The organism is Chryseobacterium sp. CY350 (genome assembly GCF_027945075.1).
Classification (GTDB): Bacteria; Bacteroidota; Bacteroidia; order Flavobacteriales; family Weeksellaceae; genus Chryseobacterium.
In genome coordinates, this window is record NZ_CP116034.1 from 1 (window position 1) to 15,923 (window position 15,923).

14 protein-coding genes are annotated in these 15,923 nt (G+C 35.0%); 9 read left to right on the top strand and 5 right to left on the bottom strand.

Annotated elements, in window-relative coordinates:
• The 3 genes from dnaA to PGH12_RS00015 all read left to right on the top strand — a co-directional run bounded on the left by dnaA (position 1) and on the right by PGH12_RS00015 (position 2,777).
• On the top strand, positions 1-1,455 hold the full coding sequence (gene dnaA / locus PGH12_RS00005; protein WP_267598017.1) for a chromosomal replication initiator protein DnaA: 1,455 nt from the start codon (positions 1-3) through the stop codon (positions 1,453-1,455).
• Between the two features lie 108 nt (positions 1,456-1,563).
• Positions 1,564-2,037, top strand: a complete 474-nt coding sequence (locus PGH12_RS00010) for a low molecular weight protein-tyrosine-phosphatase (RefSeq protein ID WP_267598016.1) — start codon at positions 1,564-1,566, stop codon at positions 2,035-2,037.
• Positions 2,038-2,078: 41 nt separating this feature from the next.
• Positions 2,079-2,777: an SAM-dependent methyltransferase gene (locus PGH12_RS00015; protein WP_267598014.1), complete on the top strand. Its 699-nt coding sequence runs from the start codon at positions 2,079-2,081 to the stop codon at positions 2,775-2,777.
• 106 nt (positions 2,778-2,883) lie between these two features.
• On the opposite strand, the gene PGH12_RS00020 is transcribed toward PGH12_RS00015, so the two are convergent.
• Complete coding sequence (locus PGH12_RS00020) at positions 2,884-3,045, bottom strand: GxxExxY protein (protein WP_420710268.1); 162 nt, start codon at positions 3,043-3,045, stop codon at positions 2,884-2,886.
• 170 nt (positions 3,046-3,215) lie between these two features.
• Here PGH12_RS00020 and PGH12_RS00025 point away from each other — a divergent pair, with 170 nt between their 5' ends.
• Together PGH12_RS00025 and PGH12_RS00030 are read left to right on the top strand one after the other, a co-directional pair.
• A complete protein-coding gene (locus PGH12_RS00025; RefSeq protein WP_267598013.1) occupies positions 3,216-3,593 on the top strand; it encodes a hypothetical protein in 378 nt (125 codons plus the stop codon).
• A 409-nt stretch (positions 3,594-4,002) separates the two neighbouring features.
• Positions 4,003-5,067: a DUF2891 domain-containing protein gene (locus PGH12_RS00030; protein ID WP_271286780.1), complete on the top strand. Its 1,065-nt coding sequence runs from the start codon at positions 4,003-4,005 to the stop codon at positions 5,065-5,067.
• 147 nt (positions 5,068-5,214) lie between these two features.
• On the opposite strand, the gene PGH12_RS00035 is transcribed toward PGH12_RS00030, so the two are convergent.
• Positions 5,215-5,688 carry an Mpo1 family 2-hydroxy fatty acid dioxygenase gene (locus PGH12_RS00035; protein ID WP_267598011.1) on the bottom strand — a complete coding sequence of 158 codons (474 nt, stop codon included), beginning with the start codon at positions 5,686-5,688 and terminating at the stop codon, positions 5,215-5,217.
• A gap of 70 nt (positions 5,689-5,758) precedes the next feature.
• Here PGH12_RS00035 and PGH12_RS00040 point away from each other — a divergent pair, with 70 nt between their 5' ends.
• The 4 genes from PGH12_RS00040 to PGH12_RS00055 all read left to right on the top strand — a co-directional run bounded on the left by PGH12_RS00040 (position 5,759) and on the right by PGH12_RS00055 (position 10,882).
• Positions 5,759-6,604 carry a helix-turn-helix domain-containing protein gene (locus tag PGH12_RS00040; protein WP_267598010.1) on the top strand — a complete coding sequence of 282 codons (846 nt, stop codon included), beginning with the start codon at positions 5,759-5,761 and terminating at the stop codon, positions 6,602-6,604.
• 88 nt (positions 6,605-6,692) lie between these two features.
• Positions 6,693-8,003: a TolC family protein gene (locus tag PGH12_RS00045; RefSeq protein WP_267598009.1), complete on the top strand. Its 1,311-nt coding sequence runs from the start codon at positions 6,693-6,695 to the stop codon at positions 8,001-8,003.
• A 26-nt stretch (positions 8,004-8,029) separates the two neighbouring features.
• Positions 8,030-9,163, top strand: a complete 1,134-nt coding sequence (locus PGH12_RS00050) for an HlyD family secretion protein (protein WP_267598008.1) — start codon at positions 8,030-8,032, stop codon at positions 9,161-9,163.
• Positions 9,164-9,289: 126 nt separating this feature from the next.
• Positions 9,290-10,882: an MFS transporter gene (locus tag PGH12_RS00055; RefSeq protein ID WP_267598007.1), complete on the top strand. Its 1,593-nt coding sequence runs from the start codon at positions 9,290-9,292 to the stop codon at positions 10,880-10,882.
• Positions 10,883-11,882: 1,000 nt separating this feature from the next.
• On the opposite strand, the gene PGH12_RS00060 is transcribed toward PGH12_RS00055, so the two are convergent.
• The 3 genes from PGH12_RS00060 to PGH12_RS00070 all read right to left on the bottom strand — a co-directional run bounded on the left by PGH12_RS00060 (position 11,883) and on the right by PGH12_RS00070 (position 15,867).
• Positions 11,883-13,337: a sigma 54-interacting transcriptional regulator gene (locus PGH12_RS00060; RefSeq protein WP_267598005.1), complete on the bottom strand. Its 1,455-nt coding sequence runs from the start codon at positions 13,335-13,337 to the stop codon at positions 11,883-11,885.
• A 203-nt stretch (positions 13,338-13,540) separates the two neighbouring features.
• Positions 13,541-14,683, bottom strand: a complete 1,143-nt coding sequence (locus PGH12_RS00065; protein ID WP_267598004.1) for a vWA domain-containing protein — start codon at positions 14,681-14,683, stop codon at positions 13,541-13,543.
• 110 nt (positions 14,684-14,793) lie between these two features.
• Positions 14,794-15,867: a hypothetical protein gene (locus tag PGH12_RS00070; RefSeq protein WP_267598003.1), complete on the bottom strand. Its 1,074-nt coding sequence runs from the start codon at positions 15,865-15,867 to the stop codon at positions 14,794-14,796.
• Positions 15,868-15,923 lie beyond the last annotated feature (56 nt).

The following is a 15,923-nucleotide window of genomic DNA, read 5'->3' on the forward strand; positions in this document are numbered from 1 at the left end:
ATGGATGAAAATTTAATGATGATATGGCAGAAGTGCCTTCAGTTTATGCGAGATAATTTAAACGCGGCTGAAGACAATTCTGATCTTAAAAAACTGGAAAAATCATTCGACTTGCTGTTTGATAAAGTGCAGCCAATTTCTTTGGTTGACAACAATCTTACATTGATGGTTCCGAGTGATTTTTACAAAGAATATATCGAGGATAACTATCTGTCGTTGCTTTCTGCTGCCCTGAAGAAAAACATCGGTAAAGGCGTTAAACTTTGGTATTCTGTAATGGAAAACAAGCCTAGCGGTTTGGAAAAGCCTGTTACTATGAATATGAAAGGGAAAACAGTTCCTACACCAAAAATGCAGGAAACAATGCCTCAGGGTTTTTCATCCAATATTGTTAATCCTTTCGTAGTTCCCGGAATCAAAAAAGTAAATATTGATTCTAATCTGAAAGCTGATTTTTCGTTTGATAATTATGTGGAAGGAGAAAGCAATAAATTTGCTTCTACGGTTGCGAGATCTATCGCAAAAAGACCCGGAGCAACCGCTTTCAACCCTTTGTTTTTATATGGAGGTTATGGTGTTGGTAAAACTCACCTCGGTCAGGCAGTAGGTCTGGAAGTAAAAAGTCAGTTTCCTGATAAAGTGGTTCTTTATCTTTCATCCGAAAAATTTATCCAGCAGTTTATTTCAGCTGCTAAAGCTCATAAACAGACAGAATTTGCCAACTTCTATCAGATGGTAGATGTACTGATCATCGATGATATTCAGTTTCTTTCCGGTAAATCGGCCACTCAGGATAGTTTCTTCCATATTTTCGATTATTTGCATCAGAACGGAAAGCAGATTATTCTTACGTCAGATAAAGCTCCTGTAGATATTATGGATATTCAGGACAGAATTGTTTCCCGTTTCAAATGGGGACTTTCTGCAGAGATTAAATCTCCGGATCTTGATACCCGAAAAAGAATTATCGTTGACAAACTAAGCAGAGACGGAATTGTTTTAACAGACGACATGCTCGATTTTCTTGCTGCAGAAGCAAAAACCAACGTAAGAGAACTTATTGGGGTTATCAATTCAGTGATTGCTTATTCTACAATTTATAAATCAGATTTAAGTTTAGAATTATTAAAGGAAACCATTAATAAGATTGCCGCTAACCAGAAAAAAATCATCAATATTCCTTATATTCAGGAGGTTGTATGTGAGTATTTTGGAATTAAGAGAGAGCAGCTTTTGTCTAAAACAAGAAAAAGAGAAATTGCGTTACCGAGACAACTGGCGATGTATTTTGCAAAAGAATTTACCAATGCAACTTTTACGAAAATAGGTGAAGAAATGGGCGGTAAAGACCATTCGACCGTGATGTACGCTTGTGATACGATAAAAGATGTTTCCAAAATCGATAAGGAAGTAAAGAAATATGTAAAAGAACTTACAGAAAAAATTAAACATTAATCTGTAAACGACATCATAAAGAAATGGAGACTATTTGTTCTCCATTTTTTGTTTAATTTTGTCAGCTTAAAATCTTACTATAAATTTTTCAATATTTAAATTAAGTTAATGAAAATACTGATGGTCTGTCTCGGCAATATATGCAGAAGTCCGCTTGCAGAAGGGATTTTAAGATCCAAACTTCCTGATAGTTTTGTGGTTGATTCTGCGGGTACAATCTCTATGCACGAAGGCGAAACTCCTGATAAAAGAGCCGTAAAAACTGCTGCAAATCATCATATTGATATCTCAAAGCAAAAATCGAGACCAATTCAAATGACAGATTTTGATCAATTTGATAAGATCTATTGTATGGATTTGAAAAATCTTGAAGACGTTATCTCGCTGACTAGAACTGAAGAGCAACGTCAAAAAGTTCATCTGTTCTTAGAAGAGGCCGGAAATCATCAGAATTCTGAAGTTCCAGATCCATATTGGGGAAATCTCGATGATTTTGAAAAAGTCTATCAATTGTTGGATCGTGCTAGCAACAAGATTTCGCATCAACTTCAACAACAGGTAATTACCAATAAAATAAGATAACTAAGTTATCGCTCATATTTAAATATCAAAATAACAATACAATGCTTTTCTTAATTCCGGCTTATCTTTCAGAAAATACACCAATCACGCATTTTTCTCCTGTGATAAAAGATTATATCATGCAGACAGATTTTTTCTTTGTTGAGAATGAAAAGACGGCGAGAAAAGTTATTAAATTTTTCGCTCCTGATAAAAAGCAATCAGATTTAAAATTATTTCTTTTAGATAAGTATACAGAAAATTCTGACATTAAAGAAGCTCAAGACAGAATGCTGAATGGCCAGGATTTCGGATTATTATCAGAGGCAGGACTTCCTTGTATCGCAGATCCCGGAAATTTAGTGGTAAAATGGTGTCATGAGAAAAAAATACGAGTTATTCCTATTTCCGGGCCGTCATCGATCATCCTTGCTTTGATTTCCAGTGGTTTCAACGGGCAGGAATTTAGTTTTAACGGTTATCTTCCGATCGAAAAAGGCGAAAAGAAAAAGAGAATACAATATCTGGAAAGTGAACTTCAAAAGACAGGATACACCCAAATTTTTATGGAAACACCGTATCGAAACAATGCGCTTTTCGAAGATCTTTGTAAATTTTTATCTCCGCAAACAAAACTTTGTATTGCCGCAAACATTAATGATGCAGAGCATGAATTCATCAAAACTTTAAGCATCAAAGACTGGCAAAAACAGAAACCTGAACTTCATAAAATTCCTGCGGTATTTGTTATAGGGAAATAGAATTGAACTTTTTTTTCTCTCGCAGATTTTGCTGAGTACGCAGATTATAATTTCAAATATGTATAAAGTTGTTTATAATGAATATCTTCAATTGATTTTACTGACTTTAATTCCAAATCACCTTGTCTTCCACAAGAATATCAATCCTAAAATTTATATCAAATAATTTATTACCATATTTAACGGGTAGTAATAGTTCTGATCTTACTGTAAGACCGTTTTCTTCTAATTCATAAACTAAAATTTTCTGGTAAACAGATTCAAGCAATCCTTGTCCTAAAGAATTGTATACATTAAAAATACATTTTCTTACAATGTAAGATATTTCGTTCTCATCAATTTGTGTTATTTAATTACGAACATAGTAATTTAACAGCTGTTAACAACTCTTTAGCATCATTATTGCGAATACAAAGACATAACATTAAAAAATAAATTATGTCTGACAAAAAATTAGCAGGACTTTGGATTGATAGCCAGAAAGCAGTAGTTGTGAAAAATCATGACGCGCAAAATGCATTCAAATTTTTTCTATGCAGTCCTGTAAAAGCAGTTATCCAACATGGTAATTCTAGTGAAAATGCAGGCAATAATGCCGAGCAAACCAATAAAGTTAAATTTTTCAAAGAAGTAGAGCATCTTTTAACGAATTCCGAGGAAGTTTTAATTACTGGTCCGGGAACAATTCAGGAAGAACTGAAACATTATCTGCATGATACAGCACAATTTAAAGATTTAAAAATTACGTTAGAAACATCTCAGCAAATGTCTGATGAGCAGGTTTTAGAAACTGTGAAAACTCATTTTAATGCTTAGATAATTATTTATTGCAATGAAACATCCGAATATCTAAAGTGTTCGGATGTTTTTTTTATGAATTTACTTTTTTTATATTGTTTTTCCTTCATATCTCCCAAACTAGACTTTTAATGCATCAATTCTAAGTATAGTAATTTATTTTTCTCCTCTATCAAATGAAGTTTCCTTTTAAAAAAGTCAGTCTCATCTTTTAGTTCCCGCATATTTTCTGAGTTTATACATGTCTTTAGTGGTTTTGCACATCAGCTTATTACGATATTTTCCAGAAAAAATTTTCTTATTATTTAAGTTTTACAGAAACATCTGTATGCTCTTCTTTAACAGCAATGTGTTAAATTTTTTAGTTGAAAGTAATTAATTGATTGTAAAAACAGGACAGTTAAATATTTATTAATATTTTTATTGAATGAAAAAATGTCTTTTTGCTTTTTTGTTTTCATCATTAATTTTCGCCCAACAATCTCCAAAACTGACCAATGAAATGGCAGTTAAGTTAGCAGAAAAACCTCTGCATTGCATCAATCAGGAATATCCGAATAAGACCGCACATATCATCAATACCGAAGGCGAAGTTTCTTTGAGTCCGAAAGATCTGCATCCTAGTTTTTATGGTTGTTTTGATTGGCATTCCTCCGTACATGGTCATTGGATGTTGTTGCGTTTGCTGAAGACCAAACCCGATTTGTCAATTGCTAAAGACATTGAGAATATCTTAGATAACTCATTTAAAAAAGAAAATTTACAGACTGAAGCAGATTACTTTTCAAAATATCAGCTCACAACAACTTTTGAAAGAACGTACGGCTGGGCTTGGTTGCTAAAGTTAGATGAAGAATTAATGACATGGAATCATCCGAAAGCTAAAATCTGGCATGATAATTTAAAACCTCTAACCGATAAAATTCTTGCTTCCTGGAAAACCTATTTGCCTAAACAGACTTATCCCAACCGAACCGGAGTTCATCCGAATACTGCATTTGCAATGGTTTTTGCATTGGATTGGGCAAGAGCTGCAAAAGATAAAGATTTCGAAAATCAATTAACTGAGAAAGCGAAATATTTTTATTTAGCCAATACGAAAACGCCTGCTTATCTAGAACCGGACGGTTCAGATTTTTTCTCGCCAAGTCTTGAAATTGCCGATTTAATGCGCAGAATTCTTCCCCAAAAAGAATTTGTAAAATGGCTAGATAATTTCTATGAAAAAAGAAGCTTAGAAAATATAAAGAAAATTCCGGTCGTCAGCGATTTGAGTGATTATCAAACGGTTCATCTCGTAGGATTGTCTTTCACAAAAGCGTGGTGTATGAAGGGAATTGCAAAATCACTTCCGGATAATCATCCTTTGAAAAAGGAATTTCAGAAAACGGCAAATGTTTTTTTGAACAACGGACTTCCATTATTATTCCAGGGAAATTACGGAGGAGATCATTGGTTGGCAAGTTTTGCGGTGTATGCTTTGGAAGATTAATATTTGTTTTTACATTTTAAAAAGTGTATTATTCAAAATCTTTGTATTTCATTATTAAGTAGAACGCCATTGTTTATCTTAAAATTATGCACAAGGCTTTTAAAAAAAATCATTGTCTATCCTTGCGTTTAATCAAATAATTTAAAATCAATATCTAATCCCTAATTTCTTCAGAACAAAACTTAACAACCAGATCGGTCCGATCAAAAGAAATTGTAGATCTTTCAGAAAAGACGGTTTTTTGCCTTCAATTTTATGTCCCACAAATTGCAAAATCCATGTAATTACGAAAACTGAGAGATAGACCACCCACGATTTATTTCCGAAATGAATATTGACAGCATATGCAAAATGTTCCATTAAAAGCATAGCAAAAATCATGATGAAACCAATCAAAAGAGATAGTCTAAGATAAAATAAGGTAACTAGAATCACTGCAATTAAACTCACCAGACTCATACATCCAAAGTAAGATGCACAGAAATGTGGAGACGGAATCAAAGAAATAAATCCTAAGATTGTCCAGAAAATCAAAGGAACACAAATCCAGTGGATCATCTTGTTGGTGGAGTTTCTGTGGCTTTCTGCGTATTCTGCGAAAAGCAAATTGATCTTTCTCATATTCTCTAATTTGGGTTTACTAAAATAATAAATTTTTGCAATCGGGAGACAGATTGTTTACATTTGCTATATGTCTGCTCTAGAAAAATTCGGGGTCGAGATTTTTACACAACATAATATCTTTGAAAGAATCTCCGCCAGCAAACCTTTCCGTCCCGATAATCCTGCTTTTATCTTTATTAAAAGTGGTTCTATCAAGTTGAGGCAACATTTTAGTGATCTCGAACTTTCTGCAAATATGTTTATGGTGACAGATCCGCAAACTGTGTACGAAATGATCTCTGTAAGCGACGATTTTCAATCGAGAATGGTTTCTTATAAAAGAGAGTTTATCTCGGCTTTGTCTTTAAAATTCAATCGGTTAATTACCTATCGCTATTTTCGCCAGCAGATGAATGTGGGTGTTCCTTTTCATCAGGATGATATGGATGTGGTGTGGAAAAGTGTGAATTTCTTAAAATATATCTTAGATTCTACTACTGAAATGACTTATAAAAAAGAAATGGTGGAGCATTTGTTCTCTGTTTTCTGTTATCAAATGGCTGGTATTATTTCAAATGAAGACAGTAATTCTATGAATCAGATGTCGAGACAGGAAGAGATTGTTTTCATTTTTCTTAATGATTTGGTTTCTCATCATCATAATGACAGAACTGTTGAATTTTATGCAGAACGACAGTCGATTACAACCAGACATCTCTCTTCTGTAGTGAAAGCTATTACAGGAAAGTCTGCAAGTCATATTATTGCTTTAATGGTAATCAATGAGGCCAAGGTATTACTAAACTCGTCTAAAAAGCCTGTTTCGGAAATTTCTACCATTCTGGGTTTTAGTGATCAGTATTCGTTTTCTCACTTTTTTAAAAAGCATCTTGATGTAAGTCCATCACAATACCGCCAGCAATTCGAGGTGTAGAATCCTACATTTGAACATCTTTTTCCAAATATCAAACATTTGTTTGATATTGCGTTCGTCGTAACTTTGTCCCGTAAAACAAGGTAAAATGACAAAAAAAATAAAAACAGCGCTATCACTCATGATAGCTTTTTTTCCTACGCTGTTTTTCTCACAGGAAATAAAACAGATGACAGCGAACGAAGTCGCACAACTGGCACTTCAAAATCACTATCAGTTAAAAGTTTCTGCACAGAACATCAATATTGCCAAACAACAAACCGATATTACCAAACTTCAGAAACTTCCTTCAATAACGGCTTCTACCACCCAGTTTTATTTGGGGAATGTAGTGGCGATAGATAAGGATTTTTCAAATTCAACGGCGATTCCGATGCCTCATTATGGAAGTACGTATGGTGTGCAGGCGACTCAACTCATTTTTAAAGGTGGGCTTTTAAATAAATCGATCGAACTTGCCGGATTGCGTGAACAGCTTTCTGAACTGGATTTGGAAAAGAATCAACAAGATGTAAAATTTTTAGTCATCTCTAATTATTTGGATGTTTATAAAATTATCAATCAACAATCTGTTTTCGACAACAACAAAAAGCTGGCTCAACAACGATTGAAGAATATCAATGATTTTTACAAACAGGGAATGGTCACCAGAAATGAAGTCATCCGAGGTGAATTGGCGATAAAAAATCTTGATCAGAGTATTTTAACTTTAGCCAATAACAGGAAAATTCTTAATTATAATTTGAACATCGCTTTGGGTTTACCTGCCGACACAGAAATTATTCCTGTTGAAAATTTGGAAAATAAAGAATCTGGAATCGGAATGGATTATTATTTAAATCTTGCTCACGAAACTAATCCACAACTGAAGTCTGCACAAACCAACATTAGTATGGCCGATAAAAATATCGAAATCATCAAAACCGACAGAATGCCTACGATTTCAGGTTTTGGCGGTTACAGTTTGCAAAGACCAATTACCACCAGAAATCCTGTTTTGGATATGTATGCGAGTGGATGGCAAGGCGGAATTTCTTTAAGCTATAACATCGATAATCTCTATAAAACTAAAGAGAAAGTGAAGCTTGGCGAATTGCAGAAAACTCAGGCAAACGATGTTTTGACTTTAACGCAACAGAATATTGACATGAATGTGAATGCTTCTTATGTGAAATATCAGGAAGCAATTCAACAAGCCGATATTTTAAATGATGCAAAGAGATTAGCCGAAGAAAATTATAAAATCACCGAAGCAAAGTACCTCAATCAATTGGCTGTGCAGGCAGAAATGATTGATGCACAAAACCAGAAACTTCAGTCGGAACTGGACTTTGCCAATGCGGAAATCAATGTCCTGTATCAATATTATAATTTGTTGAAATCTACTGGGACGCTTTAATTATTTAAAACTGAAAATCAAAAACAATGGAAAACAAGGAACAAAATACTCAAGATACACAACCGCAAACAACTGCAAAACCTGTGGTTTCAAATGCTGAAGCCAAGAAAAAACAAAATAGAAAAAATAAAATCAGAGCCATCATTTCAAATGTAATCGTATTTGCATTGATAGGTTTCGGATTGTTCTGGCTAGTTCGTCAATATTTTCATATTGGTGACAAAACTTATACGGAAGCGGCCCAGGTTGAAGAATTCATTAATCCAATCAACACCAGAGTTTCGGCTTATATTAAAGAAATAACATTCATTGAGCATCAGCAGGTGAAAAAAGGAGATACGTTGGCCATTTTGGATGACCGTGAAATTATTACCCAACTCGGACAGGCAGAAGCGGCTTATCAAAATGCATTGGCTCAGCGTTCGGCGACAACTTCATCGGTAAATACCGTTTCCAACAACGTCAGCGTAATGGAATCTAATATTGCCGGAGCAAAAGCAAGATTGTGGAATGCCGATCAAAACTTAAACAGATACAAAAATCTGTTAGCTGCTGAAGCGGTGACCAGACAACAATTTGATCAGATGAAAACCGAGTACGATGCGCAAAAAGCAGTGTATCAGACTCTGATCAATCAAAAACAATCTGCCAATCTTTCTACAACAGAAGTGAAAAGCAAATTGGGAATCAATGATGCCGAAATCAAACGAACAAAAGCTGCGTTGGATATGGCAAAAATCAATCTTTCATACACTGTAATCACTGCGCCCTACGACGGAGTGATGGGTAGGAGAACAATTTCTGAAGGACAATTAATTCAGCCGGGTCAGCAGGTTGCGACCATCGTTTTAAATAATCAAAAATGGGTAACCGCTAATTTCCTAGAAAGTCAAATGCCGAACATCAAAATTGGTGAAAAACTAATGATGACCGCAGATGCATTGGGCGGAAAACAATTTGAAGGCGTGGTAACAGCAGTGTCAGCCGCGACAGGCTCGAGATATTCAAATGTTCCGACGGATAATTCAACAGGTAATTTTGTCAAAGTGCAACAGAGAATTCCCGTAAGAATAGAGTTTACAGATTCCAATAAAAAAGAAGATGTCGCAAAACTGAGCGCAGGAATGAATATGAATGTTTCTTTAAATGCAAAAAGATAGAGAATAGACGGATAGAACATAGATTTTCTTTATTATTAAATTAACTAAGATCTTTTCTATTTAAAATCTAAAAATTGTCTTTCGTCTATCAGTCTATCAGTCTATTATCTATTAGTCTAAAAAAATATGTACAACAAAGGTCTTTTCAGCGATTGGGTGCCGAAACCCGTACAGCTTCTGATGATGGTTTTACTGCTAATCGTAGTGATGCCGTTGGGAGGAGTTTACACCGGAAACATCAGTTTCATGGTGGGTGGAACCGGCGTGATGCAGGAATATTTTCTATGGGCAAACTATGCTACCACCATAGGGATGGGAGCGTGTATGCCTGTGGTTTTAAGAATGAAAATGCGGTTTAAAGTCCGTGATAAAGTCGTGATTTTATTAATACTTCTCGGAGCATTAAGTTATATCAACGCAACTACTTTTGAGCCGATGATTATCGTGATGACGTCTTTGGTGATCGGGTTTTTAAAGATGATGATTACCATCGAATTATTTTTGCCATTAATGGCAATGCTTGGTGGACGGGGGATTTTTTACGGCGTTTTCTACACATTTGTTTTAATATTAAATCAACTTGCTGCTTATTACGCGGTAGAAGTTTCGGTGCTGTATAACTTTCAGCAGTTCTTTATTTTGGCAGCTGTTTTATGTTTTGCCTTGGCATTGTTGTGCTGGGTTTTGATGCACGATAAATATTTTGCTTTAAAAGTTCCTTTGCATTACATTGATTGGCTGAGTATCATCCTGTTTGTCTCTACATTTATGTTTTCGGCATATGTTTTTTCATTTGGGAAACAGCAGGATTGGCTGAATTCAGATAAGATAATCAACGCAGGCATTGCCGCATTTGTAAGTTTTGCCTTACTGTCCATTCGTCAGATGACTTTGAAAAGACCATATATTTCCTTTCATATTTTTACGAAAAGCAACGTGCTGAACGGTCTGTTTATGCTCTTGTGGCTGGGAATGTTTTTAGGAACGACATCTATTCAAAATATTTATGCAGTTGGAGTTTTGGGCTACGATCAATTGACGAATGCAAAGCTTAATCTCATGATGACACCCGGATTATTCTTAGCCGGAGTCGTAGCTGTATTTTGGTTTAAAAAAGAAAGACCACTCAAAATGTTTATCTTTTCGGGCTTCGCTTCAATGACGGCTTATGCGATTATTATGTACTTTTCGATGGTGCTGGAATTCAATTACGAAAACTGGTACTTACCGATGTTCCTGAAAGGCTACGGAATGTGTTCACTTTTCATCTCGGTTTGGTATTACACTTTAGATAAATTGGAACTTAATGAAATGCTGGCCGCCATCGGATTGGTTTTGGTATGGCGAACCTTCCTTGCGGTAGGATTTTTTTCAGCCTTATTTTCGTGGTTTCAATATCAGTTTCAGGTTGTCAGTTTAGGAGATTTGGCGGTGTATATGGATGGGATGACCATCACGCCACAAACCGTCGCCAGTAATATGAGAAGTATTCAGCTTAATGCCATAATTTCCGCAAACAAAAAGATCTTCGGGTACTTGATTATCGCAGGTTTCGGAGTAATGCTCTACGTCATTACCCACCATTTTGGTTTGAAACGTACCGAATATTTAAGAATCGTAAGAATTCTCAAAGGAAAATCTGTGATCGCAAGACGAAGAGCTCGCGAAAGAAAAAAATTAGAAGAAGATATAAAAGGTGCAGCCGGTCCTGCACTGTAAGAAACCTTGTTTTTCACTTGTAAAGTCTCGTTTTGTTCTCAAAGCGGGGCTTTACTTTTACTAGATATTAGAATCTGGACACCAGATATCGTATAGGTTTTTAATATCTAGCTGTTTTTTTTGTTGTACTATCTGTCATTCGTCAGTTCGAGTAGCTTTTTTTTTAAAAAAAGTGTATCGAGAACCCATGAACTGCATGCTGCCATATAACCACAGACTTCTCGATATGATCTTTTTTAAAATCTACTCGAAGCGTCGGTGTTTTGTTATTGCGAAGATTAAGCTTGTAACTATCCTTTTGGAAAGCAATCTCATTCACATTACTTATCACCCATTACTCATTACTTTTATTTTCGGGAGCTTAATCCCGCTATCCACTATATCTTTTTTGGGATCGTCTCCTCTTCGTTCCGCCAATCCCAAAAAAGGATGCCGTTTCTATCGAGGCTAGGGAAGTGGTGTTCCAATGAATGTGAGTTTTAAAATTTAAGGACTGAATATTTCATGAGAAGATGCGCATTTAGACCATTCAAAATTCTCCTATAGTTTTCGACACCCATCATAGGAGTGAATTTCTGTCTTAAGAATATTTTCCAGTATATTAAAGTTTTAGGTTCTCTTCCCGAAAGGTTCCTGCACCCGTGCGACAAGCTTTACTGATTACCACGAAAGCCTCTTGCACCCCTGCAACATACTTTCCGGAAGCTGGGAAAGTCTGTCGCACGATAGTAAAGAACTTTCCGGAAGGTAAGAAAGGTTGCTGCACCTTAGCAGCATACTTTCTCAATATGAGAAAGGTGCAATGACGTTTCTCCTCATCTTAAATAATACTTGTTTTTAAGGATAATCAATCACATAATTTGAAGTAAAAGAATAAAACAATGCAAAGTAATATTCGATGACAATCTGTACTTTTCTTCCCGAAAAACTTTCTGATATGATACAAAAATCCCCTGAAACAATTCAGGGGATGATACTTTTATATGATTTTAAAATTCTATTAATTTCTTAAATACTGTCCGATATCTGCAGAATCAAAAGTATATGCATTAGAATTTTCAGATTTATCTAATTTTTTACTGATTGTCAATGCCCACAAAACCAACTCTTTGCAGAAGTTTTTGTCGTCTTCGCTCAATTCAGAAGCATTTTCTTCAATAACAGTTGCCAGAGGCGTAATGCTGTTGAGTTTGCTGTAGAATTCTTCGTCTGTATCGGTGTAGTTTAATTCTAAATGATTTTTATTAAACCATTTGATCAAATCGGTATATGGAGTTTTAATTCCTTCTTTTTCAAGTTTAGAAATACGAGGAAAAATACTCTCAAACTGTGTCATTACCGCTTTATCAATCAATATTTTAGCTACATAATCTGCACCTTCCTGTTCACCTTCGTACACCAACTCAATTTTTCCGGTAATTGAAGGAATGATAGACATAAAGTCTAACAGACGAATTGTTGTTTTAGCAGCATCGGTTTCTATTAAACGTAATTTAGCTGCCGCAACAAGATTTTCCATGGCACTAATTGTTAATCTTGCACTTACGCCACTTTTAGCATCCACATATTCGCTGTCTCGCGCTGCAAACGCGACTTCTTCCAAAAGATTTTTTGCCAAATCCGGAATTTGAATCTGTGCTTTGTCATCTGATGAAATTGCTGCTTCCTGTTCGGTAATCTGTTTTGCCAAAGCAATAGTTTTCGGATAATGCGTGAAAATCTGCGACCCGATTCTGTCTTTCAAGGGTGTCACGATACTTCCACGATTCGTATAATCTTCAGGGTTTGCGGTAAACACAAACTGAATATCCAAAGGCATTCTCAATTGAAACCCACGAATTTGAATATCACCTTCCTGTAAAATATTAAAAAGAGAAACCTGAATTCTCGCCTGCAAATCTGGGAGCTCATTCAATACAAATATAGAACGGTTGGCTCTTGGAATCATACCGTAATGCAGAACTCTCTCGTCGGAATAAGGAAGTTTCAAGGTTGCTGCTTTTATCGGGTCGATGTCGCCAATTAAATCCGCAACATTCACATCCGGAGTCGCGAGTTTTTCAAAGAAACGGTTCGAACGGTGAACCCACGAAATTGGAGTTTCGTCGCCCAATTCTGCAATCAGATCTCTCGCAAATTTTGAAATTGGCTGAAACGGACTGTCGTTAATTTCCGAGCCTTTTACAATTGGCATATATTCATCCAAAAGATTCACCATGCTTCTTGCGATTCGGGTTTTTGCCTGCCCACGCAAACCTAATAAATTGATGTGATGACCCGCCAAAATCGCCTTTTTCAGTTGCGGAACCACAGAGTCTTCATAGCCCCAAAGTCCTTCAAAAACGGATTCTTTAGCTTTTATTTTTGCAATTAAATTTGCCTGAATTTCCTGATTGATGGTTTTATCGGTATATCCTGACTGTTTTAATTCTTTGAATGTTGTATCGTTTTTCATTTTTCTAATGATGTAAATTTTATTTTAAATAGTATGTGTAAAAAATATTTTTACGCAAAGTCCGCAAAGATTTTTTTACAACTGACTGTTTTATTTTTCGTTTGCAAAGAGTTCCACTCAGCAAAGATCGCAATGTTTCTAAAGTCAAGTAATTTTTACTTGGTAAATAAAATCCTACTTTAACCTTTTACTTTTCTCTTACCCTAAATCCTTTTTATCCTGTTCTTCTCGTAATCTTCAAAAATCATTTGTCCCAAACCTGAAAGTCCGGTCAAAAAAGCTTTTCCTTTATTTTGCGCAGTAAAAGCATTCACAAATTGTCGAAGATAAGGATCCTGAGCAATCATAAAAGTGGTAATGGGAATTTTCAGTTTTCTTGCCTGTGCTGCTTTGTTTAAACATTCGGTTACGATTCTTTGGTCAAGTCCGACACTGTTCATATAATATTCTCCGTTAGGTAATTTAAGACAACTTGGTTTTCCGTCGGTAATCATGAAAATCTGCTTGTTCGTATTTCTTTTTCTGCGGAGAATATCCATCGCCAATTCGAGTCCTGCAACCGTATTGGTGTGATAGGGTCCGACTTGTAAATAGGGAAGGTCTTTGATTTTAATCGGCCAGGCTTCGTTTCCGAAAACGATAATGTCAATGGAATCTTTTGGATATTTCCGCTTAATCAATTCCACCAAAGCCATTGCCACTTTTTTTGCAGGTGTGATACGATCTTCGCCATACAAAATCATCGAGTGACTGATGTCGATCATCAACACCGTACTCATCTGAGCTTTGTGCTTGGTTTCTTCTACGATGAGGTCGTCTTCGGTCATTCGAAGGTCTGCAATACCGTTGTTAATCTGAGCATTTTTCAGACTTTCGGTCATGTTTACCGTCGATAAATCGTCGCCATATTGAAAGTTTCGGTTTTCACCATCACGTTCGTCACCGACTCCGGATTTGTTGGTTCTGTGATTTCCGATGCCGCTTTTTTTGAGCTTTCCGAAAATCTGGTCTAAAGCATATTCTCGTAAAGCTGCTTCCAGTTTGGCAGTCAGAATATTTTTGCCTTTTCCGGTTCCTGTATTTCCGTCTTCGGAATCGTCTTCTTTTTTAATGTAACCTCGCTTGATTAAATCTTTTTCAAAATCTTCGAGAGTGTATTCATCAGTGAAAATATCATATTCTTTATCAAGCATATCGAGCCACTCGAAGGCTTCCTCAATATCGCCGGAAGTGTGGGTCAGCAAATCTTTGAATACATCAAAAACCCTGTCGAAATGCGATATTTCTTCCGGAACGTGTTTGCTGAATATAAAACCCTGTTGAAAATTAAATTGTTTATCTGTCATGAGAGTAATCTCGTTTTTTAGAAAAGACAAGTTAGGGATTTTTTGTAGGAGTGAGATGGTCTAAAAATAGAAAATGTGGATGATGGTGATAGGTTTGGAATTATTACAGTTTAATATATTGTATCATCTGATAATTGTGGATTTCCATTTAAATCAAAACTGATTGACCTGTTTAAGTTAAATTTTAAATCAAGCCATGATAAATCAGTGTTAACAAATATTTCTTTAATAACTTTTTTACACTTTCTGATCTCTTTCTGATCTTGTAGAAAATCCTTTAACCCAAGAGCATCTTTCCATTTTGGTTTATCAGAACTCAGTACTAAAATCCTTTTTAAATTTCCTTTTGGTGAAAATTCGAGATGATAAGTTTCGAAACAGTTTATTTTTTCTGATCTAATATTTGTATTTTGAATCAAGCTTTTTAAGTAATTGTCAATTGTGTCCTTTTTTAATTTTAAAGATTCACGATATGGTTTATATTTTTCCCGAATTTCATTTTGTTTCTCTGTCAATTTATATATCATCCGATATCCATCATATGAGTAACTTTTCCCGAGTGGAAGATCGCTTTCAAAATTTTTATAAATTGAATCTAATTTTAGTTTACTTTGAACAAACCGAATATTTTCGGCAATAATTTTTATTGATTGTTTTTCTTCGTCTTGATACAAAGGGCAGCTGTATTCTTGTTTTTGTAGGTTGTTTAAAATTTTAAATTGAAAATTAATTCCATTACAATGCAAATAATTTCTATTCCAATTTTCAATTTGAGAATCTGTTGGTAATTTAATCTGATCAGATTGTATTAATTTGTCGATTACTTCCTTTGTTTTATCTGGTTCAATGGATGTTTTCTGGAAATATTCAACAGTATTTTTTAATTCATTTCTATCCCATTTTGAATAATTATATTGCGTTGTTTTATTAAGGACAAATCCTAAATATTGATTGTTTTTATTTTTTCGTAGTTCAATTATTTGTTGAGGAAAAAGAATTCTTATATTAATTAAATCTTCAGATTCTTCAATCGGAAAAATATTATAAATAATTCTGTTCCTTTTTTCAAAGCTTAGCTTTTGATCAAACTTTTCGTTTTTTCTAAACTGTAAATCATCATTTAATTTTTGGCTTTGAAAAAATAAAGTATGAAATATTAAACTTAACAGTAGTATTTTGGACATGGTATTAATTTGCGTTTACTATTCAAATATAATTAAAAGATCACAGAAAAGTTAAA